The organism is Luteibacter sp. SVR4-7G (genome assembly GCF_056755555.1).
This window is the reverse complement of sequence record NZ_JBPGXO010000006.1, coordinates 1-26104: the sequence shown is the minus strand read 5'-3', so window position 1 is coordinate 26104 and position 26104 is coordinate 1. Positions and strand designations below refer to the sequence as shown.

Here is a 26104-nt window from a genome sequence, read left to right as displayed (position 1 = left end):
AAGGGGTGTGGCTACGCGTCGCTCTCCTTCCCGCTATGTGCGGTGATCGGCTTCTCCGGCGTCGGTCGCCCCATGGCACGGCCGAAGACCGCGATCGCGCGTGCGAGGGGCGTCAGGGTCTGCCATAACTCGTCGTCATGGAGCAGGCGATAGACGCCGCGCACACCGGGTGCCGCATCGTCGGGCTGCTGCCGCGCCGATTCGAGGGCCTGCGCCGCTTCGCGCAGGCCTTCCGCGAACTTGTACATCGCGCCCGGCGGCACCTGCCCCAACACCATCGCCAGCGCCGACAGATTCTGCATGACGTTGCGTGCGCCCTCGGTTTCCAGTCCCTTGACCACGATGGCGGCGATGTCCTGGTTGGCCGCGACGATGTCGTTGGCAAGACGCAGGACGCCGTGCTCGTGGAGGGTCTCCACCAGCCTGTCCAGTTCCTCCCGCGCAGTCACATGTGTGCGGGCCGGCGTGGGTTTGAAATCGAGGGGCTCGGCCATCACAGCGTCTCCGGATGCTCGATGTGCTGCGGCGGCTGTTCGTACTCGGGGCGCTCCCACTTTGCGCCGGCGTCCGGACCCCCGTTAGGGGTGCGCCTGCCGTAGCGGAAATTATGGTACGGCAAGGCCGGTTCGCCCTTCGGCCGCGGCAACTTCTCGATGCGGACCGCCAGCTCCTTGTATCCGGGCGTATTGACGTCGGGATCGTGGTGCTCACCGGTAAGCGCGTTCACCCCCGGCTTGGAATGGTGGATCGGCAGGAACAAGGTATTGCCTTGCACGCGATCCGTCACCACGGCGCGAATCTCCACGCTGGCCCGGCGCGAGGTCACCCTGAGCCAGGTGCCGTCCTCGATGCCGCGCTCGCTCGCGAGTTCGGGGCTGATCTCGACGAACCAGTCGGGCGACAGGTGGTCGATCCGCCCGCCGCGCCCCGTCTGGTTCCTCGACTGGAAATGTTCGAGCAGGCGCCCGTTGTCCAGCATGAGGCCATATGCCTCGTCGGCTTCCTCGCCCGGCGGCTTCCATTCCACGGGATGCAGCTTCGCCTTCCCGTCGGGAAACTTGAATTTTTCGGTATAGAGGAGGGGCGTGTCGGTACCGTCGGCGGCCACCGGCCACTGCAACGACTTCCATCCCGCGAGCCTCTCGTAGGTCACCCCGGCGAACATCCCGGCGATACGCGCGCATTCGTGCATCACGTCCGCCGGACCGGTATAGCCCCAGTCGTAGCCGAGGCGCTTCGCGACCTCATTGAGTATCCACCAGTCCGGCCGGCTCTCGCCCAGCGGCGGCATTACCTGGTGGAAGCGCTGGATGCGCCGCTCGGTGTTGGTGAAGGTGCCTTCCTTCTCCACGCTGGGACACGCCGGCAGCACCACATCGGCGAACTGCGCGGTCCGGCTGAGGAACATGTCCTGCACCACGAAGAACTCCAGGCCGGCAAAAGCCTTTTCCACGTTCGCCGTGTCCGCGTCGGAAACGGCGGTTTCCTCGCCGATGACCCACATCGCCTTGACCTTGCCTTTGCCGGCTTCCACGACCATGGCGAAGTTGTCGAGGCCCGGTTCGTTCGACAGGCGCTCCACGGGCACGCCCCAGGCTTCGGCCCAATGCGCGCGCACGGTTTCGTCCGTCACTTTCTCGTAGCCGGGGTACACATCCTTCAGGCAGCCGAAATCGCTGGCGCCCTGCACATTGTTGTGGCCCCGCATCGGATACCCACCCGTCCCGGGCCGGCCATAGTTGCCGGTGACCAGGAGGAGATTGGACAACGCGGTACTGGTATCGGAGCCATGGGTGTGCTGGGTGATGCCCATCGCCCACAGCAGGCACACGCTCCCGGCGCCGGCGATCATGCGCGCGGCTTCCTCGAGCCGTGCGCGCGGAATGCCCGTCATGGCTTCCGCGAATTCCATGGTGAAGGGCTCGAGCGAACGGCGGTATTCGTCGAGGCCGTTCACGCGGCGCTCCAGGAAATCCATGTCGGCGAGGCCTTCGTCCAGGATGTAGCGCGCGGTCGCGCTGGCCCAGATGAGGTCGGTACTCGGCGTTACCGCAAGGTGGATGTCCGCCCGCTCGGCCATCTCGTGACGGCGCGGATCCACGACCAGCAGCTTTTGCCCGCGCAGCTTGTGCGCGCGCTTGATCCTTGACGCGATCACCGGATGGCATTCGGCCGTGTTGGAACCGACCAGAACCACGAGGTCGGCCTTCTCGATGTCCTTGATCGAGCCGGCGTCGCCGCCGTAGCCGACGGTGCGGAACAATCCCATGGTCGCCGGGTTCTGGCAGTAGCGCGACGAGTTGTCGACGCTGTTGGTGCCGAAGATCAGCCGCGCGATCTTCTGGGTGAGGTAGGCCTCCTCGTTGCTGGCCTTGCTCGAACCGATGAAGCCCATGGCCTTTGGTCCATGCTGCGCATGTACCTCGCGCAGCCGGCTCGCCACGAGGTCCAGCGCCTCGTCCCAGCCGGCCTCGCGGAAGGCGCCGTTCTCGCGGATCAGCGGCCGGGTAAGACGGTCGGGGCTGTTCACGAAGTCCCAGCCGAACTTGCCCTTTACACAGGTGGAGATGCCATTCGCGGGCGCCTCCACCACGGGCTGTACCTTCAGGATGTGGCGGTCGCGCGTGACCACCTCGAAGGCGCAACCGACGCCGCAATATGTGCATACCGTCTTCGTCCGGCGCACCTCGGCCTGGCGCATCGCCGCGTCGATCTCGGACAACGCGGTGACCGGCCGCGCGCCCGTGGTGTCCTCGAGCGACTTGACCAAGTCGATGAGCGGCCGCTTCACGCGTTCCTCCATCGCGGTGAAAGGCCCGGCGTCGGGCTGCATGGTTTTTTCCAGCAGGGCGTTGCACGGGCAGACCGTGACGCAATGACCGCAGGACACGCAACTGGAGCGATCGATGGACCGGCCCCCGTCCCATAGCACGCGCGGATGTTCCGACGTGTAATCGATGCTGAGCGTCTCGTTGACCTCGACGTTCTGGCAAGCCTCGACGCAGCGGCCGCAGAGAATGCATTGGTCCGGATCGTAGGTGTAGAACGGATTGCTGCTGTCCTTCGCATACGGCTTGCGCACGAAGGGGTAGCGCTGGATCGGCATGTCCATTGCCGCGACCGTGTTGTGCAGAGTGCAATCGCCGAGGTTGTGCTCGCAGACCGTGCAGTAGAGCTCGTGCTTCGCGAGGAGGCGGTCCATGCCTTCCTCGCGCGCCGCGCGCGCCCTCTCGCCGCCGGTTTCCACGCGGCTGCCGGGCCGCGCCACGTGGTCGCAACTGCGCACGAGTTCGCCGTCCACTTCGACCCAGCACGTGTCGCACGTCTTCAGCGGGCCGAGTGCCTCGTTGTAGCAGACGCGCGGCACCTCGATGCCGTGGCGGATGAACAGGTCAACCAGCCGCTCGCCCTCCTGGACAACGCGCGGGAGACCGTCGATGACGATGGTGGCTGCGGTGACGGACATGCGCCTAGCGTGAGCCGGAAACCGGCCACGTCAGGTGTACGCCGCGCGTTCCATGGCTTCACGAATCGCGCACGGGGCCGCCACTAGCGTGAATGCGTCAGGCCCGGGCGACGAGGGAGATGGCACAGATATTCCACCCGCGTTCCGGTCTCTACGCGAAGCTGATCATCCTGGCCCTGCTGGTAGCCGTTGTGGCCGCCGTCGTCGCCTGGCGCAGCCTTACCGCGGAACCGGACAGCGAAAACGAGGCCGTGGAACAACCGGTACCTTTCAGTCACCAGCACCATGTGGGCGAGGTCGGCATCGATTGCCGCTACTGCCATGCGGGCGTGGAGACCGGAGCGTTCGCCGGCATGCCGCCGATATCGACCTGCATGACCTGTCATTCGCAACTTTTTACGGATCAGCTGCCCCTCGCGCCGTTGATCGAGAGCTGGCGGACCGGCGTGCCGTTGCACTGGAACCGGGTCAACGATCTTCCGGACTTCGTCTACTTCGACCACTCCATCCACGTGGCGAAAGGGGTCGGATGCGTTTCCTGCCATGGCCGCGTGGACCGCATGCCGCTCATGCGCCGCGTCGCTTCGCTTTCGATGAAGTGGTGCCTGGATTGCCACCGCCATCCGGAGCGCTTCGTCCGGCCCCGCGAGGAAGCGTTCGCCATGGACGAACGCCGGCCCGGAGACGACGACGCGCTCGGGATGCATCTCGTGGACGCGTATCGGATCGACCGGCGCCGCCTGACGGACTGTTCGGTATGCCACCGGTGAGCGCCCTCGATGCCTTGCGCGCGGCGCTGCCTCCACCCGGTTCGCCACGCTTCTGGCGCGCCCTGGACGAACTTGCGGACGACCCTTCGCAGCGCGCCCTGGCGATCGCGGCGTGGCCCGCGCTGGCGGAGCTCGAACCTGCACTTGACCGGCGCGGGTTCCTGCGTCTGCTGGGCGCATCCCTGGCCTTCGCGGGCCTCGCCGCCTGTTCGGGTCCACCGCCCGAGCGCATCGTGCCGCAACTCGGTCGCGATGGCCGCTCCGTCCCTGGCTCCTCTCGCTATGCCACCGCGCTGGACACAGGCGGCGACGTGGTCGGTGTCCTGGTCGAACTGCGCGATGGCCGCCCGATCAAGGTGGAGGGCAACCCGCGCCATCCGGCAAGCCTGGGCGGCAGCGACCCGCGCATGCAGGCGGCGGTGCTCGACCTGTGGGATCCCGCCCGCTCCGATGCGCCGCGCCGGCAGGGCGTACCGTCGAGCTGGGCCGGCTTCGAAGGCGAAGCGGCGGCCTGGCGCGTGCGCTTCGGGACACGTGGCGATGGACTGCGCATCCTCTCAGGCACGATCGCGTCGCCGACACTGGCGCGGCAACGCGATGCCTTGCTGGCGCGCTATCCGGGCGCGCGCTGGCATATGCACGAACCTGCGGCCGGACAGCCGGCCAACGTATGGCCGGACTTTTCCAAGGCACGCACGATCGTCGCCTTCGATGCGGATCCGCTCGGCACCTTTCCGGGACATGTGCGCCATGCGAGGGCCTTCGCCGGGACCCGCGGCGTCGCGGCCATGTCCCGCCTCTATGCGATCGAACCCACGCCTTCGCTCACCGGCCGCAATGCGGACCATCCGTGGCCCGTGGCCGCAGCCGATATTCCGGGACTCGCCGCTGCGCTGGCCGCGGCCCTGGGCGTGGACGTCGACGCGCCCCGCCTCGACCCGTCCGCCCAGGGGCGCATCGCAACCATCGCGGCGGACCTGCGTGCGAATGCGGGAGCGTCCGTGATACTCGCAGGCCCCTGGCAGCCTGCCACGGTCCACGAGCTAGTACGGGACATGAACCGGCTTCTGGCCAACGACAAGAGCGTGCTGCGCGACGTCGCCCCCGGAAGCGGTGGCGAACCGCTCGCCGACCTCGTCGCCGACATGCGCACGGGCCGCGTGGACACGCTCGTGCTCCTGGAAACGAATCCGGTGCATACGGCACCCGGCTTCGCGGAAGCGCTGCGACACGTCGCGCACACCGCCCACCTCGGCCGTTACCGTGACGAGACGGCCGAGGCCGTGCAGTGGCACCTGCCGGCCCTGCATCCCTTCGAGACCTGGTCCGACCTGCGCACGCTGGAGGGCACGGCGAGCATCGTGCAGCCGGTACTCGCGCCGTTGTCCGACGCGCGCTCGGCGCATGACGTGGTGGACCTGTTGCTGGGCGGAGTGGCAAACGATGCACGCGAGCGCGTGCGCGCAACATGGCCGGAGCTGGATGAAGAGGCGTGGACCCAGGCATTGCGCGACGGCACATTCCAACCGGCACAAACTACTGTAGGAGCGCGCCCCGCGCGCGACAGCTCTTCGCGTGACGCTACAGGATCCGATAGCTCCCCGCCAAAAGCTGTCGCGCGCGAGGCGCGCTCCTACATTCCGGGGGCGCTGGAACTGCTTTTTCGCCCGGACGAACATCTCTGGGATGGGCGCCATGCGCACAACGCCTGGCTGCACGAGCTGCCCCGGCCCGTCACCTCGCTCACCTGGGGCAACGCGGCCTGGATATCCCCGGCACTCGCGGCGGGACGTGGCCTGCGCGACGGCGATCTCGTCCGCCTCGAGGTGAATGGGCGACACGTGGAGGCGCCGGTACTCGTCGTGCCGGGACAGGCGGCGAACAGCGTCACCGTCACGCTCGGCTACGGCAGGCGCAGCGGCATCGCCGAGGGCCTCGGCTACGACGCGTACGCCTTGCGCGATGGCGACGACATCTGGCAAATCGAAGGCCTCGTGCTGACGAAGCTCGATCGCCGCGTCACGCTCGCCTCCACGCAGGCACAGCAGGACATGGGCCGTCGCGACATCGTCCGCGCGGGTACCCCGGCGCACCCGCCCGCAGGCGGAGATACGTCGCCGCCTCGCAGTCTTTATCCGGAAGTGCCGCCCGGCGAGTACCGCTGGGGCATGAGCATCGACCTGAACGCCTGTATCGGCTGCAACGCCTGCACGATCGCCTGCCAGGCGGAGAACAACATCCCCGTGGTCGGCAAAGAGGAAGTGGCGCGAGGACGACGCATGCACTGGATCCGGGTGGACCGGTACCACGAGGGCACCGCGGGTGCTCCGCGGACTTACCACCAGCCGGTGCCTTGCATGCACTGCGAGCATGCACCCTGCGAGGTGGTCTGCCCCGTCGAAGCCACCGTGCACGACAGCGAAGGGCTCAACCTGCAGGTGTACAACCGCTGCGTCGGCACGCGATTCTGCTCGAACAACTGCCCTTACAAAGTGCGCCGCTTCAACTTCCTGCAGTACGCGGACCTGGCGAGCGAAAGCCTCAAGGCGATGCGCAATCCGGAGGTCACCGTGCGCTCTCGCGGCGTCATGGAGAAATGCACCTACTGCGTGCAGCGCATCGAGCACGCGCATATCGCCGCCGATCGGGAGGGGCGGCGCATCGCGGAGGGCGAAGTGACGACGGCCTGCCAGGACGCCTGTCCCACCCGGGCGATCGTCTTCGGCGACCTTGGCGACGCCGCCAGCGCGGTCGCGCAAGCGCATGCATCCCCACGCCGATACGTCCTGCTCGGGGAGCTCAACACGCGTCCGCGCACCGCCTACCTGGGCGCGCTGCGCAACCCGAACCCGGCATGGAGGGACGCATGAGCGACCGCGAGCCTGCCCATACCGCCACGCCCGCCGAACTCACGGACGTCGTGACCGGCCTCGTGCTGGCCCATCGCGCCGGTCCCGGATGGAAGCTGGCCTTCGGCGCGGCGGCCCTGCTCACCGCCGTGCTGGCCGCCGCCATCCTCGTGCTGCTGGCGCGCGGCGTGGGCATCTGGGGCGTGAGCATGCCGGTGGCCTGGGGCTTCGCCATCGCGAACTACGTCTGGTGGATCGGCATCGGCATGGCGGGCACCTTCATCTCCGCGGCGCTCTACCTTACGCGGCAGGGCTGGCGCTCCGCATTGAACCGGTTCGCCGAAGCGATGACCGTGTTCGCGCTGGCCGTCTCGGCGCTCTTCCCCATCTTCCATCTCGGGCGCCCGTGGTTTTCCTATTGGCTGGCGCCCTACCCCGACCGCATGGGTCTGTGGCCGCAGTGGCGCAGTGCGCTGGTCTGGGATTTCTTCGCGATCGGTGCCTACGTGATCGTGTCGGTGATCTATTTCTACGTGGGGCTCATTCCGGACCTGGCGGCGGTGCGCGATCGCGCGGCCTCGCGCGGCCGGCAGGTGTTCTACGGCCTCCTGGCGCTCGGCTGGCGTGGCGAGGCGCGCGAATGGGAACGGCATGCGACGCTCACGAAGATCCTCGCGGGCCTCGCCGTGCCGCTCGTGTTCTCGGTACACAGCATGGTGGCGCTGGACTTTTCCGAGGGACTCCTGCCGGGCTGGCACTCGACGATTTTCCCGCCGTTCTTCGTGGCGGGCGCGCTGTTTTCCGGCGCGGCGATGGTCATCGTGCTGGCCGTGCCGCTGCGCAACGCTTATGCGCTGGAGGAGTTCATCACGGACAAGCACCTCGACAAGCTCGCCAAGCTGCTGTTCGCTGCGGGCTGGGTGGTGACCTACGGTTATGCCGCCGAGATCTTCACCGCGTACTACGGCGGCGACGCCTACGACCTGGCCTTGCAGCGCCATCGCATGCAAGGCGCGTATGCATGGCTGTTCTGGGCCACCATCGCCTGCAACAGTCTCTCCATCCAGGCCTTGTGGTGGCCGCGAGTGCGCAACTGCCCTGCCGCCCTGGTGACCATCGCCCTGCTGGTGCTCGCCGGCATGTGGATGGAACGCTTCATGCTGATCGTCACCAGCCTGTACCGCGACTTCCTGCCGTCGAGCTGGGGCATGTTCCATCCCACCGTGTGGGATGTGGCCTTCCTCGCCGGATCAATGGGCCTCTTCGCATTGCTCTTCCTCGTCTTCGTCCGCCTCGTTCCGGTGCTCTCGATCGCCGAACTCCGCCGGCACGCGGCCGAACGCGTGGACACGCGGCCATGAGCGTGCACGGCCGCCTACTGCAGTTGCATGACGCGCACGAACTGGCCGCGGCGGTCGACGCGCTGCGCGCACTCGGCTACAGCCGGTTCGAGGCATTCTCCCCGTATGCCGTCGACGGACTGATGGAGAAGCTCGGCCCCCCGCCGAAACGCATTCCGCCCGCGATGCTCGCTGGCGGTCTGGCAGGCGGCATCGGCATGCTCTGGCTGCAGTACCACGCTGCCGTGGTGGATTATCCGCTCGACGTCGGCGGGCGCCCCACGGCAAGCTGGCCCGCATTCCTGCCTTCGGCCCTGGAGGTCGTCATCCTCTTCGCCGTCGTGGCCGGGTTCGCGGCCTTCCTGCTGGGCTGCCGCCTGCCCAGCCTCTACCGGCCGGAGTTCAACGTCGCGTGGTTTGAAGAAGCAAGCCGGGACGGATTCCTCCTGTTGGTACGCGCGGACGATCCGCGCTGGGATGCCCACCAGGTAGCGCTGGATGTCGCCGCGCTTTCGCCACTGCGCCACGCGGAGGTGCCGTCATGAAGCGCATGGTCCTCCTGGCGCTGGTGCTCGTATGGACGTCCGGCTGCGAGCGCGGCATGCACCAGATGTACGACCAGCCGCGTTACGAACGCGGCGGGGAGGCGCCGCTCTTCGCCGATGGCGTCGCTTCGCGGACGCCGCCTCCCGGTGCGGTACCGGTCACCGGTCCGGAAACGATGCCGCCGGCAGCGCCTGTCACCGAAAGCCTGCTCGAGCGCGGACGCGATCGTTACACCATCTACTGTACGCCTTGCCACGGCGCGGGCGGCGACGGTGACGGCATGGTGGCAAGACGCGGCTTTCCGCGGCCGCCGAGTTATCACGAGCAACGGTTGCGCGACGCCGACGACCGGCACCTTTACGACGTGATCACGCATGGCTGGGGCGTGATGTATCCCTATGCGGATCGCATTGCGCCGGCCGACCGGCAAGCCATCGTCGCCTATATCCGCGCACTGCAGTTCAGCCGCCATGCGCCCGTGGACCGTCTGGAACCGGAGGACCTGTCGCGACTCCGCGACCTGCCCCAGGAAGGAACCCGCCGATGATCCTGCACGCATGTCTGGCGACCTGGTTGCTGTTCACCGGCGCGAGCGCCGGGGCCATCGCGTGGCAGGCGATCCACCGGCTCACCGGCGGCGCGTGGGGCGATGCACTGGCGACGCGCTGGCGCACGCTGCGCATGCTGTTGCCTCTCGCGGCCCTCGCGGGCGTGCCCCTGTTGATCGCCGCGCCGCATCTCTTCCCGTGGATACGCGGTCCGGTCGAGGAAGCGCGGCGCTGGTACCTGGATTATCCGTTCCTGGTCTGGCGAACTGCCGGCAGCTTCGTCGCGTGGGCGATCGCATGGCGTCTGGCCTCGCGCGCTCCCGCCGCAAGCCTCATCGTGTGGCTGTTCGCCTGCGGCGTGTTCGCCAACGACTGGATCGTTTCGCTCTCGCCCGAGTGGCGATCTTCGGCGATCGGACTGGTGCTTGCGCTGGGCCAGTTGCTGGTGGCCCTTGCCGTGGCCGTGCTCCTGCGCGCGCCCGCGGAAGCTTCCGCCGTGCCGCCCATCGTCCGTGGCGACCAGGCTTCGTTGCTCTTTGCCGCCTGCCTCGGCTGGGCTTACCTCACGGGCATCGACTACCTCACCGCGTGGATGGCGGATCTGCCGTATGAAACCGCCTGGTACCTGCCGCGCACGCAGGAGCCCTGGGCGGCGCTGGCGATCGCCGCGCTCGTCCTCCAGCTGGTCTTGCCCTGCGTGATGCTTCTCTCGCGCGCGGCGAAGGCCAACGTCCACGTGCTGCGCACGGCCGCCGCATCGGTGCTGCTTGGCCAGGCCTGCCACATCGGCTGGATGGTGATGCCATGAGCCACGAACCGCAGGGCCTCGCCTCTCGTCGCCTCGCACGCCTTGCGGCGATGCTTGCCGGGTCCACCGTGGTCGTGCTGGTGACCTGCTTTTTCCTTTGGCGCAGTTGGGCGATCGCTCCCGTGCCGTCGCCACGCCCCGCCGGGCCGGCACTCCAGGCGGAGCCGCGTCGCGACCTCGAGATGTTCCGTCGACAGCAGCGCAATGCGAACGAGTGGGGCTGGGTGGATCGCGAACACGGCATCGCGCGGATTCCCGTGCAACGCGCGATGCAGCTGATGGCGAAGGAAGGGGAGCGGAAGCCATGATCCGGCTCATGGCCTCGCTCGTCGTGCTGCTCTTCCTGGCGCCCGCGTTCGCGGCGGTCCCCCCGCCGCGCGATCTCGACCGCCTCGCCGGATTCGATCAGCACGTGGGGGCCCGCTTGCCCATGGATGTGCCGCTGGTCGACGCGGATGGCCGCACGGAGACGCTCGCGACGATCGCGGAGGGCAAACCCCTGCTGCTGGCCTTCGGCTACTACCGCTGCCCCAACCTCTGCGACCTCACCTTGCGCGGCATCGCCTCGGCGGTCGCGCGGATGCCGCTGGGCGCCGGCGAGGATTACCAGGTGGTCTTCCTGAGCATCGCCCCCGACGAAACCGCAGCCGATGCCCGGGAGGGGCGCGACATGCTCGCCCGCATGGACCCGGGGAGCCAGCCGGGGCGCTGGACCTGGGCCACCGCGGCGGCATCGTCCGTCGCCGCGCTCACCCGCGCCGCCGGCTTCCGCTATTTCAAGGACCCGCGCGACGGGCAGTACGCCCACCCTGCCGGATTCGTCGTGGTGGCGCCTGACGGACGCGTGGCGCAGTACTTCTTCGGCGTGGACTACGACGCACACGCCCTGCGCCTCGCACTCGTCGGCGCATCGCAGGGACGGCTGGGCGACGTCATCGACCGCCTCGTGCTGCTCTGCTGCGGCTACGACCCGGCCACCGGCCGCTACAGCCTGCTGGTATCCCGCCTCATGATCGCGCTTGGCTGCGCCTTTCTGCTCGCCATGGCCGCCAGCGCCCTTTGGCTGCAACGGAGGGCGCGATGAACTTCCTCCCCGAGGCATCGAGCTTCGCCGGCCGCGTGGACGGATTGTTCTACGCGATGCTCGGCCTCTCGACGATCGTGGTGCTGGCCGTGTTCACGACGATGCTGGTGTTCGCCGTGCGCTTCCGGCGCGGCCGGGACGTGAACCGCAGTGGCGAATCGCACCGCGAGCTGGGCATCGAGATGGTATGGACGCTGGTGCCCTTCGCGATGTTCCTCGGCATCTTCATCTGGAGCATCCGCCTGTGGATCGACATGCGCACACCGCCGGTGGATGCCACGACGATCCACGTCGTGGGCAAGCAATGGATGTGGGAGTTCGAACATCCGGATGGCCAGCGCGAGATCGACACGCTGCATGTGGCCACGGGCCAGCCGGTGCGCCTGGTGATGATTTCCCAGGACGTGATCCACGATGTATATATTCCGGCCTTCCGGGTGAAGCAGGACGTGTTGCCCGGCCGCTATACGCAACTCTGGTTCACACCCACGCGCACGGGTACTTACGACCTCTTCTGCGCGGAGTATTGCGGCACCGACCATTCGCGCATGGGCGGCAGCGTCGTCGTGCAGACGCCCGCCGGCCACGCCCGCTGGCTTGCCAGCCATGCGAGCGGCTCGCTCGCCGACCGGGGACGCGTGCTGTTCACCCGCTTCGGGTGCGCCGGTTGCCACGACGCGGGTTCTTCCGTCCACGCACCACGCCTGGACGGACTCTACGGCAGCACGGTGCCGCTCGCCGATGGGCGCCAGGTGCTGGCCGACGAGCGTTACCTGCACGACTCGATCACCTTGCCGGGCAGCGAGGTGGCCGCGGGCTACGCGCCGCTGATGCCCAGCTACAAGGACCGCATCGACGAGGCGGACATCCTCGCCCTCGTCGCCTACCTGAAGGTCCGCGGCACCGACCGGGAGACACCGCATGCTGCGCGCTGAACACGCCCGCCCCAGCTATCTCACGGACGGCAATACGCTGCGGTCCTGGCTGGCAACGCACGACCACAAGCGGATCGCGATCCTCTACGCGGTGTCGATCACGTTCTTTTTCTTCCTGGGCGGCATAGCGGCAGCGCTCATGCGCCTGGAGCTCGCCACGCCGGCGGGCGACGTGATGAGCGCGGAAACGTACAACAAGACCTTCACCTTCCACGGTGTGGTCATGGTGTGGTTCTTCCTCATACCGTCCATCCCGGCCACCCTCGGCAACTTCCTCCTGCCGATCATGATCGGAGCGCGCGACGTGGCCTTTCCGCGGCTCAATCTCTTCAGCTGGTACCTCTACGTGGCCGGCGGCGTCTTCACCGTCGCCTGCCTGCTGCTGGGCGGTGTGGACACCGGCTGGACGTTCTATACGCCCTTCTCCACGATGTTCTCGAATTCGAACGTGATGCTGACCGTCGTCGGCGTGTTCATCGTCGGTTTCTCGTCCATCCTCACCGGGCTCAACTTCATCGTCACCATCCATACGATGCGCACGCAGGGCATGACCTGGTTCCGCCTGCCGCTCTTCGTGTGGTCGATGTACGGCGTCTCCCTGGTGATGATGCTGGCGACGCCGGTGCTGGCGATGACGCTGGCCCTCATCGCCGCGGAACGCCTGCTCGGCGTCGGGATCTTCGATCCGGCGCTCGGGGGCGATCCGCTGCTTTTCCAGCACTTCTTCTGGTTCTACTCCCACCCGGCCGTGTACATCATGGTGCTGCCGGCGATGGGCGTGGTGAGCGAACTCATCACCGCCAGCGTGCGGCGGAAGATCTTCGGCTACCACTTCATGGTGTATTCGATCATCGGCATCGCGGTGATCGGCTTCCTGGTCTGGGGGCACCACATGTTCGTGGCCGGCCAGTCGATGTACGCGAGCATCGTCTTCTCCATCCTGAGCTTCATCATCGCCGTGCCGTCGGCGATCAAGGTATTCAACTGGACGGCCACGCTGTACAAGGGCGACATCGCCTTCGGCGCGCCCATGATCTACGCGCTCGGCTTCGTCGGCCTGTTCATGGTCGGCGGACTCACCGGCCTGTTCCTCGCCGCCACGGCGCTGGACGTCAACCTGACGGATACCTATTTCGTGGTCGCCCACTTCCATTACATCATGGTGGGGGGAGCGGTCATGGCCTACCTCGGTGGCATCCACTTCTGGTGGCCGAAGGTGACCGGACGCATGTATTCGGAGGCTTGGGCGCGGTTCGCCGCCATCCTCATGTTCCTCGGCTTCAACCTCACCTTCTTTCCGCAGTTCCTCGCCGGTGCGGAGGGCATGCCGCGCCGCTACCACCAGTATCCCGCGGAGTACGGGCTGTTGAACGTGCTGTCGTCCGCCGGCGCGGTGCTGCTCGCGGCCTCGTACCTGCTGCCGATCGGCTACTTCCTCTGGTCGCTGCGCTTCGGCGCACGTGCACCGGACGACCCCTGGGGCGCCGAAGGACTCGAGTGGACGACGTCGTCGCCGCCGCCCACGCACAATTTCGAAGAAGCCCCGGTCGTCGTCGACGGCCCCTACGCCTATAAGCATCCATGAGCACGTCAGCGCCGCGTACAGCCGTGCAGTTCGACGATCCCTCGCAGCAGCGCGAGGCGGCGACGCTGGGCATGTGGGCGTTCCTCGCGACGGAGGTGCTGTTCTTCGGCGTGCTGTTCGCCGCCTACACCGTGTGCCGGATGCTCTGGCCCGATGCCTTCGCCTCGGCCAGCCGGCATACCGACCTGACCCTGGGCGGCATCGAGACCGGCGTGCTCCTCACCAGCAGCTTCACCGCGGCCCTGGCGATCCGCGACGTCCAGCTCGGTGGCAGGAAGGTGGCAACGGCACTGCTGTATGCCACCGCCGTGCTGGGCCTGGCCTTCCTCGCCATCCATGGCCTGGAGTATTACGACGACTACAAGGCCGCCGTGATTCCCGGCATCCGTTACGAGGAAGTGGGAGGGCTTGCCGCCCAGCAGCGGCTGTTCTTCTTCCTCTACTACGTCACGACCGCCTTCCATGGCCTGCACGTGGCCATCGGAGTGGTCCTGCTCGCCGTCATGGCCCTGCGCACGCGGCGGGGCGATTTCTCTCCGGGATCGCATACGGCGCTGGAAGTCTCGGCGCTCTACTGGCACCTCGTGGACATCGTCTGGATCTTCGTCTTTCCCCTTTACTACCAGGTGGGACGGGCATGAACGAGCGGCCGCCCTCTTTCGTTGCGCACGTCGCCGCGCTGGCCGCGCTGGCGGTCCTCCTGCTGCTCAGCATCGCCGTGGCGCGCATCCACCTGGGCGCGTGGAACACCTTCGCGGGTCCCGCCATCGCCGCGGCCAAGGCGGCCATCGTCCTGTTCTTCTTCATGAAGCTGCGCAAAAGCACTCCCGCGGTGCATTTCGCGGCCTGCTTCGGCTTCGCCTGGCTTGCCATCATGATCGCACTGACCCTGGGGGACTTCCTTACCCGGTTGCCCCTGGTCGTTCGATAGGCTTGATCCAGGCTGCACGTGCCTTTCATCGTACTGGTGCGAAACCTTGGGCTACTTCCGCCCCAGCGCGGACACCACGGAGCCCAACCATGAACCGCATGCCCCGCCGTCTCCTCGTAGCCGCCCTCGCGGCGGCCGTCGCCCTGCCCGCTGCCGTCGTGGCGCAGGACCGCCCCGCATCGTCCAATGTGGCGGCCGCGCCCGACGCCGCCTTCGTGCAGAAGGCCAGCGCCTCCGGACTGGCCGAAGTGGCGCTTGGCCAGCTCGGCTCGTCGCAAGGCAACTCCGCCGACACGAAGGCCTTCGGCGCGCAGATGGTCAAGGATCACACCGCCGCCAATAACGAACTCAAGAGCATCGCCGGCGGCAAGAACATGAGCATGGCCACCACGCCCACGCCCGCCGACGAGAAGGCCGCGACGGCCATGAGCAAGAAGACCGGCGACGACTTCGACAAGGCCTTCGCGAAGAAGATGGTGGCCGATCACCAGAAGGCCGTGGCGCTCTTTACCAAGGAGTCGACCAGCGGCAAGGATCCGGAACTGAAGGCCTTCGCCACGAAGACCCTGCCGACGCTCAAGGAGCACCTGGAAATGGCGAAGAAGCTTCCCGGCGGATCGGGCGGCATGTAACGGTCAGACGGCGACGGGGGCCTTGATCGCAGGATGCGGATCGTAGTCCACGATGGCGACGTCTTCGAAACGGAAGGCGAAGATGTCGCGCACGTCGGGATTCAGCACCAGCTTCGGCAACGGACGCGGCTCACGCGAGAGCTGCGTCTTCGCCTGCTCCAGGTGGTTCGCATAGAGGTGCGCGTCGCCCAGCGTATGCACGAAATCGCCCGGTTCCAGGCCGGTGACCTGCGCCACCATGTGGGTCAGCAGCGCGTAGCTCGCGATATTGAACGGAATACCGAGGAAGATGTCGCCGGATCGCTGGTACAACTGGCAGGATAACCTGCCGTTCGCCACGTAGAACTGGAACATCGTATGGCAGGGCATCAGCGCCATCTTCGGCAGTTCGCCCACGTTCCACGCCGAGACGATCAGGCGGCGCGAGTCCGGGTTACGCTTGATCTCATCCACCACCCACGCGATCTGGTCGACCGCCCTGCCGTCGGCCGTAGGCCATGCACGCCACTGGCGGCCGTAAACCGGGCCGAGGTCGCCCTTCGCGTCGGCCCATTCGTCCCAGATGCTGACGCCGTGTTCCTTCAGGTAGGCGATGTTCGTATCGCCCTGCAGGAACCAGATCAGCTCGTGCACGATCGACTTGAGGTGGAGCTTTTTCGTCGTGACGAGGGGGAAGCCCTTCGACAGGTCGTAGCGCATCTGCCAACCGAACACGCTGCGTGTGCCGGTGCCGGTGCGATCCGATTTCTCGGCGCCATGATCAAGGACGTGACGGAGGAGTTCGAGGTAGGGCTGCATGGGACGGACGATATCAGGTGGCGGTCGCCGCCGAGGGCGCGACGGGGGCATACGGCGCGCGGCGCGACATGGCCAGCAACAGGATGCCCACCGCGATCAGCGGCAGGGACAGGACCTGGCCCATGGTGACCCAGCCAAAGGCCAGGTAACCGAGCTGCGCGTCCGGCACGCGGACGAATTCGATGGTGAAGCGGAAGATGCCGTAGAGCAGCCCGAACAGCCCGGAAACGGCGTAACGCGGGCGCGGCTTCATCGAGAAGACCCACAGCACCACGAACAGCACCACGCCTTCGAGGGCGAACTCATAAAGCGGGTTCGGATGTCGCGGCAACGCATCGGGGGCATGCGGGAAGATCATGCCGATGGGCAGATCGGTCGGCTTGCCCCATAGCTCCCCGTTGATGAAGTTGCCCAGGCGGCCGAGGCCCAGGCCGAGAGGTACGAGCGGCGCCACGAAGTCCACCGTGTCGAAGAATTTCACGCCGTTGCGCCGCGACCACCAGAGGCCGGCCACCAGTACGCCGAGCAGGCCGCCATGGAAGGACATGCCGCCGTCCCAGACCCGGAAAATCGCCAGCGGATCCGTCCAGATCCAGTCGATGGCCGTGTAGAACAGCATGTAGCCCACGCGGCCGCCGACGACCACGCCCATCATCGCGTAGAACATGAGGTCGCCGAAGCGCTCGGCGTTGACCGGCAGGCGGCCCTGGCGTCGGCGATACTCGCCCAGCGCCCATCCGCCGAGGAAACCGCCGAGGTACATCAGGCCGTACCAGTGGACCTGGATGGGGCCGAGGGAGAATGCGACGGGGTCGATATCGACGACGAACGGAGTGGCCATGGAATGCCCGGATGGAAAGCAGATGCCAAGTGTAGCGCCCGCCTGGCCGGAAGGCCGCCTTGTGACGGCGGCCCGGATGGGATATATCGGCGCTCGGGGACCGTCAGGGGGACGGTGCAGAAACGGATCATCGATCCAGGGGAGAGTCCATGTCGTTCCGCTGCGTGCGGCCCATGCTGGCCGTGCTGTGCCTTGCTGCCTCGACTGCCGCCGTGGCAGCCGATCTCATCCCGACCGCCGATTTCGCCCGCCGCATGCCGTTGACCGAACCGAGGCTTTCGCCGGACGGCCAGTACGTGTCGATGGCCTACCACGATCCCGACGGCAAGAACCACGGCCTGGCGATCTACCGCGTCGGCGACATGAGCAAGCCGGTGACGCTGATCAAGATGCCGCCCTACGAAATGCCGGCCGATATGGTCTGGGCCAGTGCCACCCGCCTGGTCGTCGCCCGCGGCAAGGTCGACGGGTCGATCGGCCGGGCCACCTATACCGGCGAACTGATGGCCATCGACGTCGACGGCAAGAATCCCGATTACCTCTACGGCTTCGAAGGCTACGGCAAGCGCGCCGCCACCCGTGCGCTGGACCGCGGCTGGGGCACCATCGAGGGCAGGCCCGTGCAGAGCAATGGGCACTTCTACATGCGCGCCACCGACTGGCACGACCAGGACAAGAGCACGCTGTACGACGTGGATGCGAAAACCAGTGCGCGCAAGCAGATGGCCGACATCGGCCTGGGCGGCATGAATTTCATGATCGCGCCCGACGGCAGCCCGCGCTTCGCTTTCGGCACGGACGACAACTACGAATGGGTGGTGTTCCGCCGCGAAGGGAATGGCTGGACCAAGGTGCCGCACAACCGCGAACGGCAGACCTTCGTGCCGGTGGCGAGCGTCGCGGGCAGCAACCGCATCTATGCACGCTTCAGCCCTGACGGCAAGGGCGGCGAGTTCGTCGAGCAGGACGAAGACGGCAGCAACATGAAGGTGATCCGCCAGGACGATTTCAGCCTGGTCGAATCCTCGGGCCTGTGGACGCCGGCGCCACTCCGCCCGTTCGGCACCGTGTCGGCCACGGGTATTCCCAAGGCGACCTACATCGATCCGCAGGCGCCGATTTCCAGGCTGCACCTGGCCCTGTCGCAGAAATTCCCCGGCAACTTCGTCAGTTTCGTGGACTTCAGTGAGGACGGCGGGCAGCTGATGTTCGAGGTCGCCGGCGACCGCGAACCGGGCCGCTACATGCTGATCGACACCAAGACCTATAAGGTCACCAAGCTGTTCGACAAGGAGCCCTGGATCGATCCGGCGAAGATGGCGGAGCGCCGCCCGCTGCGCTTCAAGGCCAGCGACGGCCTGGAGCTCGAGGCCATCCTCACGTTCCCCAAGGGCAAGCCGGAGGCCAACCTGCCCATGGTGCTCATGCCGCACGGCGGCCCGCACGGGATCTCCGATAACTGGTTCTTCGACGACGACGCGCAATTCCTCGCGAGCCGCGGCTACCTGGTCCTGCAGGTGAACTACCGCGGGTCGGGCGGACGCGGGAGCGATTTCGAACGGGCCGGCTATCTCAAGTGGGGCACGCGCATCCAGGAAGACCTGATCGACGGCGTCAAATGGGCGGTCGCCGAACACTTCGCGGACGCGAACCGGGTCTGCGTCTTCGGGGCGAGCTTCGGAGGCTATTCGGCCTTGATGTCCACCATCCGCGCCCCCGGGGTGTTCAAGTGTGCCGTGGGCTACGACGGCATCTACGATCTCGACATGATGTACAACAAGGGCGACATCAAGGATCGCAAGTTGGGCCGCAGCTACCTCACCAAGGTGATCGGCAAGGACGAAGCCGATCTGGCGGCGAACTCGCCCGCCCGGCTCGCCGACAAGATCGACGTGCCGGTGTTCCTCGTCCACGGTGAGGACGACCAGCGTGCGCCTTTTGCCCAGTTCAAGGCCATGCGTGCCGCGCTCGATGCCGCCCACAAGCCCTACGAGACGCTGACCAAGCCGGACGAACGCCACGGGTTCGTGAAGCCGGAGAACATCGAGGAGTTCTTCAACCGCCTGCAGGCGTTCCTGGACAAGCACATCGGCGACGGGAAGGCTTCCATGGCCGCCGCCCCATGACCGGGCATCCCTGACGCTCCCACGTCCCGCATCTACCTAGGATTCGTGGTGGTTGCGCCTCTCGGGTCACAGGCGTTATGGTCCCGGGATCGTCGGGCCCGGGTGGGGTATGGCGGGGCTTGGGAGGCTTCAGGGTATGCACGTCAGTTCGGGGCATAGACGCCACGTCGCGCGGCGACGCGTGGCGCTGGCGACCGCGCTCATCGCCGCCCTCTCAGGTTCCGCGGTCCACGCACAGCAGGCGGCGCCTTCCGCCCAGATGCTCGCGCCGGTCAACGTCACCGTCACCGGATCGCGCATCCGCGGCACCGACGTCGAAACGGCGCAGCCCGTGTTCACCATGGACCGCCAGGCCATCCGCGCCACCGGCCTCACCGACCTGGGCGACATCGTCGCCCGCATGCCGTCGGCCTCCACCCCCGAGGTGACGCCGCAGGACACGCTCTCCTCCAGCAACGATGCCGGCGGCCGCTACGCCAACCTGCGCAATCTCGGCGCCGTGCGCACGCTCGTGCTGGTCAATGGACGCCGCTGGACCACCAGCCTGGGCGGCCTGACCGACCTCTCGACCATTCCCGTGTCGATCGTGGAGCGGATCGAGGTGCTGAAGGACGGCGCCTCGTCCATCTACGGCTCCGATGCCATCGGCGGCGTCGTCAACATCATCACCACCGATCGGTTCGAGGGCGCGTCCGCGGATGCCTTCTACGGCGTGAACGGCCGCGGCGACGGCACGCAGAAGAATGGCAGTTTCACCTGGGGCCGCAGCACCGAGAAGGCTTCGATCATCCTCGGCGCCGGCTACCAGGACGGCGATGAACTGAGCGACGCCAAACGCGCGCTGACCCGTTCGGCGTACGGACCGCGCCATCCCGATGCCGGCTTCGGCATGGGGCCTTACGGCGGCGTGATCGACCCGCTGACCGGCGGCCGCTACGTGGTTAACCACCCTGGCGGCGTCGTGGGCGATGCCTCGGACTTCGCCAACTACCATCCGTATGACGCCGACAGCAACGCGGACAAGTATTCGACGCAGCAAGACATGACCTTCCGCGCGGGCACGAAGCTGCGCGACCTGTTCGGCACCGGGCGCTACAACCTTACCGACGACATCGCCCTGCGCGGCATGGCCAGCTATGGCGTGCGCGATACGCGCAGCCAGAGCGCCGGCTACCCGCTGCAGAGCGGTTCGGACCGCGCGGGCGGCCTGTTCATCGCCCCTGACAACGCGTACAACCCGTTCCCCGGCTACGCGACTTCGTTCTTCCGGCGTACCACGGAAATGCCGCGCATCGTCTGGGCCAAGAGCAAGGCGATGCATGTCGACGCGGGAGCCGAAGGCAGCTTCCCCTGGGCGGGCCATACCTGGAACTGGGACGTCACCTACGCGTACTCCGAGACGCGGGCCAGCCGCAGCACCAGCGGCAACATCGACCTCGTCAACGCACGCAAGGCACTGGGGCCGACCACGCTCGTGGACGGCCAGACGGTGTGTGCAGACCCCGCCGACCGCGCCGCAGGCTGCGTACCCTGGAACATCCTCGCCGGTCCTGGCGGCACGCCCGATGCCGTCTGGAATTACGTCGGATCCACCGCGACCGCGCGGCAGACCACGCGCACCAACGACTTCGTCGCGAACCTGACCGGCGGCCTGCTCGACCTCCCAGCGGGAACGCTGCGCGCCGCAGGCGGTTTCGAGCACCGCCGCGAACACGGCCGCTACGTGCCCGATCCGGCGGATTCCGCCGGGCTCACCACGCAGCTCGCCAGCGATCCCACCGACGGCGGCTACATCGCCAACGAGGCTTACCTGGAGTTCGACGTGCCCCTGCTCGCGGAACGGCCGCTGGCGAGGGAGCTGGCGGTCAACGCCTCCTCGCGCTATTCGCATTACACGGCCTTCGGCGGACGGACCAACAACAAGTACAGCCTCCGCTGGAAGCCCTTCGACGACCTCCTGCTGCGTGCCACCTATGCGGAAGGCTTCCGCGCGCCGACGGTGGCCGACCTGTACGCCGGTTCCGCCGAGAGCTTCGAAAGCTTCCTCGATCCCTGCGACAGCGCCTTCGGCGCGGCGGCGAGCGACGCCGCCGTGCGCGCACGCTGCGCCGCGGCAGGCGTACCCGCGAACTACCGGCAGACCGATCAGTCGGGCGCGCAGATCGGCTCGGCCACCGGCGGGCAGAATCCCGTCGCCTTCCGCACCGGGGCCAACCCGGCGCTGAAGCCGGAGTCCTCGATCACGCGCACGGCCGGGCTCGTCTACAGCCCGTACTTCGTCGACGGTCTCGACCTCACGCTCGATTACTACAAGGTCGACATCAGCGACATCATCACGCCGATCCTCGCCGGCGACATCCTCAACTTCTGCTATGTGCGCAACGATCCGACCTGGTGCGGCCGCTTCGTTCGCGGTGCCGACGGCCAGATCGCCGCGCTCGACGAAAGCCTCGCCAACCTCGGCTCGCTGCGCACCGAGGGCTATGACCTCGGCGTGCACTATCGCTTCCCCGAAACGCGCTACGGCGAATTCACTTTGCTTTCGGACAGTACTTATCTCAAGGACTATACGCAGGTGAGCGCGCCTGGCGCGGCACCGCGTCACCTCGCCGGCTACATGAACGGCGTGCAGGGGCTTTACCGCGTTCGTTCCAACCTCTCGCTCGACTGGTCGTGGCGCCGATTCGGCGCGACGTGGACCACGCGCTATTTCTCGGGACTGAAGGATTCCTGCTGGGCGCCCGACGTCGAGTGCAATCGTCCCGACCAGTTGAACGCGCTCACCGGCGTCACCGGCGTGAGCCGCAAGGGTGGCGTCGCGTTCCACGACCTGCAGGTGCGCTGGCAGGCGCCGTGGAACGGCAGCGTCCGTTTCGGCATCAACAACCTGTTCGGCCGCAGGGGCCCGCTCTACTACAACGTGTCCAGCGCCGGCGGCGGCAGCCCGCCGTACAACCCGGCTTTCGATGTCGATCGCTACTACTACGTCGGGTACCAGCAGCGGTTTTGACACGATCCGGTTGAGAAATTTCGCAAACTATATGATTTTGCTTGAATTTCTTGCTTAGTCGCAAGCATCGCGCTATGGTCGGATCACGTCGTGTTCATGCATAGGGCCTGTGCGACGCGGGTGTCCCCACACCCTGGCCCGGTACCTCCATAACGAGCGCCCATGGCGCCTCCAGGAAAGCTGTTCAGCCCTGTTGTGAAACAGGGTCAGGGAGACTTTGACTCATGAAAAGCATATTCAAGCGCACGGCGCTTGCCTCCACGTTGGCCGCCATCCTGTTTGCCGGCCCCACCCATGCGCAAAGCACCGTCGGCGAGATCTACGGCAGCGCCGCCGCTTCGGAGACGATCCAGATCCACAATCTCGATACCGGGTCCACGCGCACCGTGACGGTGGGCGAAGACGGCCGTTACCGTGCGGCGTCGCTGCCGATCGGCAGCTACCGCGTGAACGTCCAGAAGGACGGCAGGACCGTAACCAGCCGCGAGATCAACGTCATCGCGGGCCAGTCGGCCCAGGTGAACTTCTCCGGCGAGTTCGCCGATGCTTACGCGCTGGACACCGTCAGCGTCTCGGCGAACACCCTGGCTTCCATCGACGTCGCCTCGGTCGAATCGCGCACCAGCTTCACCGCCGACCAGCTCAACAAGCTGCCGGTGCCGCGCAACGTCGTCGACGTCGCCGCACTGACGCCGGGCACCGTGAAGGGCGACTCCGCCTTCGGCAACCTGCCCTCGTTCGGCGGCGCCTCGGTCGCCGAGAACAGCTACTACGTCAACGGTTTCAACGTCACCAACCTGTACAACAACCTGTCGTTCACCGAGGTGCCGTTCCAGGCCATCCAGCAGCTCGACGTGCAGACCGGCGGTTACGGTGCACAGTACGGGTTCTCCACCGGCGGCGTGACCTCGGTCATCACCAAGCGCGGCACCAACGAGTGGAAGGGTGGCGCAAGCTGGGTCTACACCCCGGCGTGGGGCCGCGAGCAGGAGCCGACCACTCACACGAAGGACGGCAACCTCTACCGTACGTACCAGAAGAACAACGAGAACAGGAACGTCTATTCGGCATGGCTCGGCGGTGCGCTGATCAAGGACAAGCTGTTCTTCTACGGCATCTTCCAGGCCGACCGGATGACCGAGACGCGCTACCCCGTCGCCACCTCGACGGCGGCCGCGCAGCGCAACACGCGGAACAATCCGTTCTACCTGGTGAAGATGGACTGGAACATCGACGACTCGAACATCCTCGAGTGGACGTCGATGAACAACACCCAGCACACGACGAACCGCTATTTCAGCTCATCCATCGACGGCGACGGCAAGCCATCGACGGACGACTACCTGGGCCGTCGCAACAAAAAGACCGGCGGTGCCACCAACATCTTCAAGTACACCGGTTACCTCACCGACGACCTGACGCTGTCCGCCCAGTGGGGCAGGATGAAGAGCAAGAACTCTTCTGAATACATCAGCGCCGACGGTACGATCACCCGTTACGATGGAAACATCGACGGCCCGAACTCCGGTTGCCCCTACATCATCGACCGTCGCGCCAGCACGCTGAACGGTACGACCAGTCCCATCCGCTCCTGCTACCTCGACAGCATGACCGACCGCTTCGACGGCGAGGACCAGCGCACGGCCTACCGCGTCGACCTCGACTGGAAGCTCGGTGACCATAACCTCACCGGCGGTTACTCGCGCGAGAAATGGACGTCCGAGGCCGGCAAGAGCTATGCCGGCGGCGTGCTGTACAACTACAACACGACCAAGGACGGCCAGGACTATGTCCAGGTCGTCAATTTCCGGACTGGCGGCTCCGTCACGGTGGACCAGAAATCCTGGTACCTGCAGGACAACTGGCAGGTCACGGACAACGTCCTTGCGTACATCGGCGTCCGCAACGACTCGTTCAACAACAAGAATGGCGACGGCCGGAACTTCGTCCGCCAGGGCAACATCTGGCAGCCACGGCTCGGCTTTTCGTGGGACGTGTTCGGCGATTCCGCCACGAAGGTGTTCGGTACCGCGGGCCGCTACTCCCTGCCCATCGCAGCCAACGTCGCCCTGCGCGCCGCCACCGCCTCGTACTACACGCAGCAGAGCTTCTCGTATACGGGCATCGACCCCGTGACGGGCGTACCCATCCTGGGCGATCCGCTGGGCGCGCCCGAGGTACTCAACGGCGAGAACGGCACGACGCCCAACCCGCGCTCCGTCGCCTCGAAGAACCTCAAGCCGTATTCGCAGGACGAGTACATCCTCGGCTTCCAGCATCGCATCAGCAGCGACAATGCCTTCCTCAACGATTGGGTGGTCGGCGCCAAGGCCACCTACCGGCGGCTCAACAATGCCATCGACGATACCTGCGACTGGCGGCCGTTCCACGAGTACGGCAAGTCGATCGGCCTGGACATGGGCAGCCCGTACGAGCCGCCCGCGGGCACGCCCGGCTGCTTCATCTACAACCCCGGCAGCAAGGTCACCCTCGCCCTCGATCTCGACGGCAGCGGCAAGCTGCACACCGTCACCCTCCCGGGCAGCGCGTTCGGCCAGAAGGCGAAACGTACCTACCAGGCGGTGACGCTGTCGGCCGAGAAGGCAAGCGAAAAGCTGTACGTCAATGCCTCGTACACCTGGTCGAAGAACCGCGGCAACACGGAAGGACTGGTCAAGTCCGACAATGGCCAGAACGATACGGGCACCACCAGCGCGTTCGATTATCCGGAACTGATGATCGGCGCGAACGGCTACCTGCCCAACGACCGCCGCCACAGCTTCAAGATCTACGGCGGTTACGCGATCACGCCGGAATGGTCGGTGGGCCTGAACGGCCTGGTCGAATCCGGCCGTCCGACCAACTGCTTCGGCGGCGGCAACGGCACGGTCGGCGGCATCCCGGGCTACAACTCCGCGTTCTTCTATTGCGAAGGGAAGATCACGCAGCGTGGCCGCGAGAAGCGCCTGCCCTGGACCTGGACACTCAGCCCGAACATCGTCTACACCCCTGCTTACGCCAAGGGCCTGACGATGCAGCTCGACGTGTTGAACGCGTTCAACAACAGCAAGCCGATCGCCATCAACGAGATCGGGGAAAGAGGCAGCGACCGGAACTACTACGGCACGACTTACCAGGTACCGACGTACTTCCAGACCCCGCGCCAACTGCGCCTGATGGTGCAGTACGACTTCACGCTGTAAGAGCTGTCGTCATTCCTGCGGAACCAGGGCCTGCCTGCGATAACTGGGGCAGGTCCTGCTTCCGCAGGACGACGCGTGTTCAGAGGACGAGTGGCCGATCCGGCAGTTCGTTCTTGCGCGGATCGCCATTCCCGGGAAAATGCCGCGCCAGCAGCGCACCCGCTTCGGCCACGCCGGTCTGCACCGCTTCGCGGAACTGCCCTTGCGCGAACTGGTCGCGCATGTGCGCCGCGATAGCTTCCCACTCGCCCGGTGCGACGACCTTGGCAATGCCACGGTCGGCGACGATTTCTATGCGGTGTTCGGCCAGCAACACGTACAACAGCACGCCGCAGTTCTCCTCCGTATCCCATACGCGAAGGTGCGAGAACAACATCGCGGCGCGATCGCGGGCCGTGACGTTCGCCGCCACCGCGGAAAACGGCAGGCGCGATTCGATCGCCACGCGCAGTTCGCCACGATGCCTGCCTTCGCCTTCCGCCACCGTCTTCGCAATGGCCTCGAGCGTCGCTGGCGGGAACTGCCTGGCCATCTGGAACCAGGCGCCGAACAGGTTGCTCGTCATTCGCGCGAAATCCATCACCAGCTCCCCGACGCGCCGCCGCCACCGAAACTGTCTCTTATACACATCT

Annotated in this window: 21 protein-coding genes; 16 read left to right on the top strand and 5 right to left on the bottom strand. The window is 66.5% G+C overall.

Going from position 1 to position 26104, the window contains the following annotated elements:
- Positions 1 to 11: 11 nt before the first annotated feature.
- Entirely contained in the window at positions 12 to 494 is a 483-nt protein-coding gene (locus ACR9ZH_RS03695) for a helical membrane plugin domain-containing protein (RefSeq protein WP_481289406.1), read from the bottom strand.
- A complete protein-coding gene (gene fdhF, locus ACR9ZH_RS03690; protein WP_481289405.1) occupies positions 494 to 3466 on the bottom strand; it encodes a formate dehydrogenase subunit alpha in 2973 nt (990 codons plus the stop codon). Before fdhF ends, ACR9ZH_RS03695 begins: the two co-directional genes overlap by 1 nt.
- Positions 3467 to 3585: 119 nt before the next feature.
- Here fdhF and ACR9ZH_RS03685 point away from each other — a divergent pair, with 119 nt between their 5' ends.
- From ACR9ZH_RS03685 to ACR9ZH_RS03625, 13 genes are all read left to right on the top strand, one after another.
- A complete protein-coding gene (locus ACR9ZH_RS03685; protein ID WP_481289404.1) occupies positions 3586 to 4236 on the top strand; it encodes a cytochrome c3 family protein in 651 nt (216 codons plus the stop codon).
- On the top strand, positions 4224 to 7106 hold the full coding sequence (locus tag ACR9ZH_RS03680; RefSeq protein WP_481289403.1) for a TAT-variant-translocated molybdopterin oxidoreductase: 2883 nt from the start codon (positions 4224 to 4226) through the stop codon (positions 7104 to 7106). The genes ACR9ZH_RS03685 and ACR9ZH_RS03680 overlap by 13 nt, the downstream gene beginning before the upstream one ends.
- On the top strand, positions 7103 to 8446 hold the full coding sequence (gene nrfD / locus ACR9ZH_RS03675) for an NrfD/PsrC family molybdoenzyme membrane anchor subunit (protein WP_481289402.1): 1344 nt from the start codon (positions 7103 to 7105) through the stop codon (positions 8444 to 8446). Before ACR9ZH_RS03680 ends, nrfD begins: the two co-directional genes overlap by 4 nt.
- Entirely contained in the window at positions 8443 to 8970 is a 528-nt protein-coding gene (locus tag ACR9ZH_RS03670; RefSeq protein WP_481289401.1) for a DUF3341 domain-containing protein, read from the top strand. Before nrfD ends, ACR9ZH_RS03670 begins: the two co-directional genes overlap by 4 nt.
- On the top strand, positions 8967 to 9518 hold the full coding sequence (locus ACR9ZH_RS03665) for a c-type cytochrome (RefSeq protein ID WP_481289400.1): 552 nt from the start codon (positions 8967 to 8969) through the stop codon (positions 9516 to 9518). Before ACR9ZH_RS03670 ends, ACR9ZH_RS03665 begins: the two co-directional genes overlap by 4 nt.
- Entirely contained in the window at positions 9515 to 10327 is an 813-nt protein-coding gene (locus tag ACR9ZH_RS03660) for a hypothetical protein (RefSeq protein ID WP_481289399.1), read from the top strand. The genes ACR9ZH_RS03665 and ACR9ZH_RS03660 overlap by 4 nt, the downstream gene beginning before the upstream one ends.
- Positions 10324 to 10635, top strand: a complete 312-nt coding sequence (locus ACR9ZH_RS03655) for a hypothetical protein (protein WP_481289398.1) — start codon at positions 10324 to 10326, stop codon at positions 10633 to 10635. The genes ACR9ZH_RS03660 and ACR9ZH_RS03655 overlap by 4 nt, the downstream gene beginning before the upstream one ends.
- Positions 10632 to 11411, top strand: coding sequence for an SCO family protein (locus ACR9ZH_RS03650; RefSeq protein WP_481289397.1), 780 nt, complete (start codon positions 10632 to 10634; stop codon positions 11409 to 11411). Before ACR9ZH_RS03655 ends, ACR9ZH_RS03650 begins: the two co-directional genes overlap by 4 nt.
- The gene (coxB, locus tag ACR9ZH_RS03645) at positions 11408 to 12346 is read left to right on the top strand and encodes a cytochrome c oxidase subunit II (protein WP_481289396.1); all 939 of its coding nucleotides are present in this window, start codon (positions 11408 to 11410) and stop codon (positions 12344 to 12346) included. The genes ACR9ZH_RS03650 and coxB overlap by 4 nt, the downstream gene beginning before the upstream one ends.
- The gene (ctaD, locus tag ACR9ZH_RS03640) at positions 12333 to 13931 is read left to right on the top strand and encodes a cytochrome c oxidase subunit I (protein ID WP_481289395.1); all 1599 of its coding nucleotides are present in this window, start codon (positions 12333 to 12335) and stop codon (positions 13929 to 13931) included. The genes coxB and ctaD overlap by 14 nt, the downstream gene beginning before the upstream one ends.
- Positions 13928 to 14572: a cytochrome c oxidase subunit 3 family protein gene (locus ACR9ZH_RS03635; RefSeq protein ID WP_481289394.1), complete on the top strand. Its 645-nt coding sequence runs from the start codon at positions 13928 to 13930 to the stop codon at positions 14570 to 14572. Before ctaD ends, ACR9ZH_RS03635 begins: the two co-directional genes overlap by 4 nt.
- Positions 14569 to 14862, top strand: a complete 294-nt coding sequence (locus tag ACR9ZH_RS03630) for a cytochrome C oxidase subunit IV family protein (RefSeq protein ID WP_481289393.1) — start codon at positions 14569 to 14571, stop codon at positions 14860 to 14862. The genes ACR9ZH_RS03635 and ACR9ZH_RS03630 overlap by 4 nt, the downstream gene beginning before the upstream one ends.
- 89 nt (positions 14863 to 14951) lie before the next feature.
- Positions 14952 to 15494, top strand: a complete 543-nt coding sequence (locus ACR9ZH_RS03625) for a DUF4142 domain-containing protein (RefSeq protein ID WP_481289392.1) — start codon at positions 14952 to 14954, stop codon at positions 15492 to 15494.
- A 3-nt stretch (positions 15495 to 15497) separates the two neighbouring features.
- On the opposite strand, the gene ACR9ZH_RS03620 is transcribed toward ACR9ZH_RS03625, so the two are convergent.
- Both ACR9ZH_RS03620 and lgt read right to left on the bottom strand, forming a co-directional pair.
- On the bottom strand, positions 15498 to 16292 hold the full coding sequence (locus ACR9ZH_RS03620; RefSeq protein ID WP_481289391.1) for a thymidylate synthase: 795 nt from the start codon (positions 16290 to 16292) through the stop codon (positions 15498 to 15500).
- A gap of 13 nt (positions 16293 to 16305) precedes the next feature.
- A complete protein-coding gene (gene lgt / locus ACR9ZH_RS03615) occupies positions 16306 to 17133 on the bottom strand; it encodes a prolipoprotein diacylglyceryl transferase (RefSeq protein ID WP_481289390.1) in 828 nt (275 codons plus the stop codon).
- Positions 17134 to 17282: 149 nt separating this feature from the next.
- Here lgt and ACR9ZH_RS03610 point away from each other — a divergent pair, with 149 nt between their 5' ends.
- The 3 genes from ACR9ZH_RS03610 to ACR9ZH_RS03600 all read left to right on the top strand — a co-directional run bounded on the left by ACR9ZH_RS03610 (position 17283) and on the right by ACR9ZH_RS03600 (position 25472).
- Entirely contained in the window at positions 17283 to 19259 is a 1977-nt protein-coding gene (locus ACR9ZH_RS03610; protein ID WP_481289389.1) for an alpha/beta hydrolase family protein, read from the top strand.
- A 136-nt stretch (positions 19260 to 19395) separates the two neighbouring features.
- The gene (locus ACR9ZH_RS03605) at positions 19396 to 22269 is read left to right on the top strand and encodes a TonB-dependent receptor domain-containing protein (protein WP_481289388.1); all 2874 of its coding nucleotides are present in this window, start codon (positions 19396 to 19398) and stop codon (positions 22267 to 22269) included.
- 224 nt (positions 22270 to 22493) lie between these two features.
- Positions 22494 to 25472, top strand: coding sequence for a TonB-dependent receptor (locus tag ACR9ZH_RS03600; protein WP_481289387.1), 2979 nt, complete (start codon positions 22494 to 22496; stop codon positions 25470 to 25472).
- A 79-nt stretch (positions 25473 to 25551) separates the two neighbouring features.
- Here ACR9ZH_RS03600 and ACR9ZH_RS03595 read toward each other — a convergent pair whose 3' ends face one another.
- On the bottom strand, positions 25552 to 26037 hold the full coding sequence (locus tag ACR9ZH_RS03595; RefSeq protein WP_481289386.1) for a TPM domain-containing protein: 486 nt from the start codon (positions 26035 to 26037) through the stop codon (positions 25552 to 25554).
- Positions 26038 to 26104 lie beyond the last annotated feature (67 nt).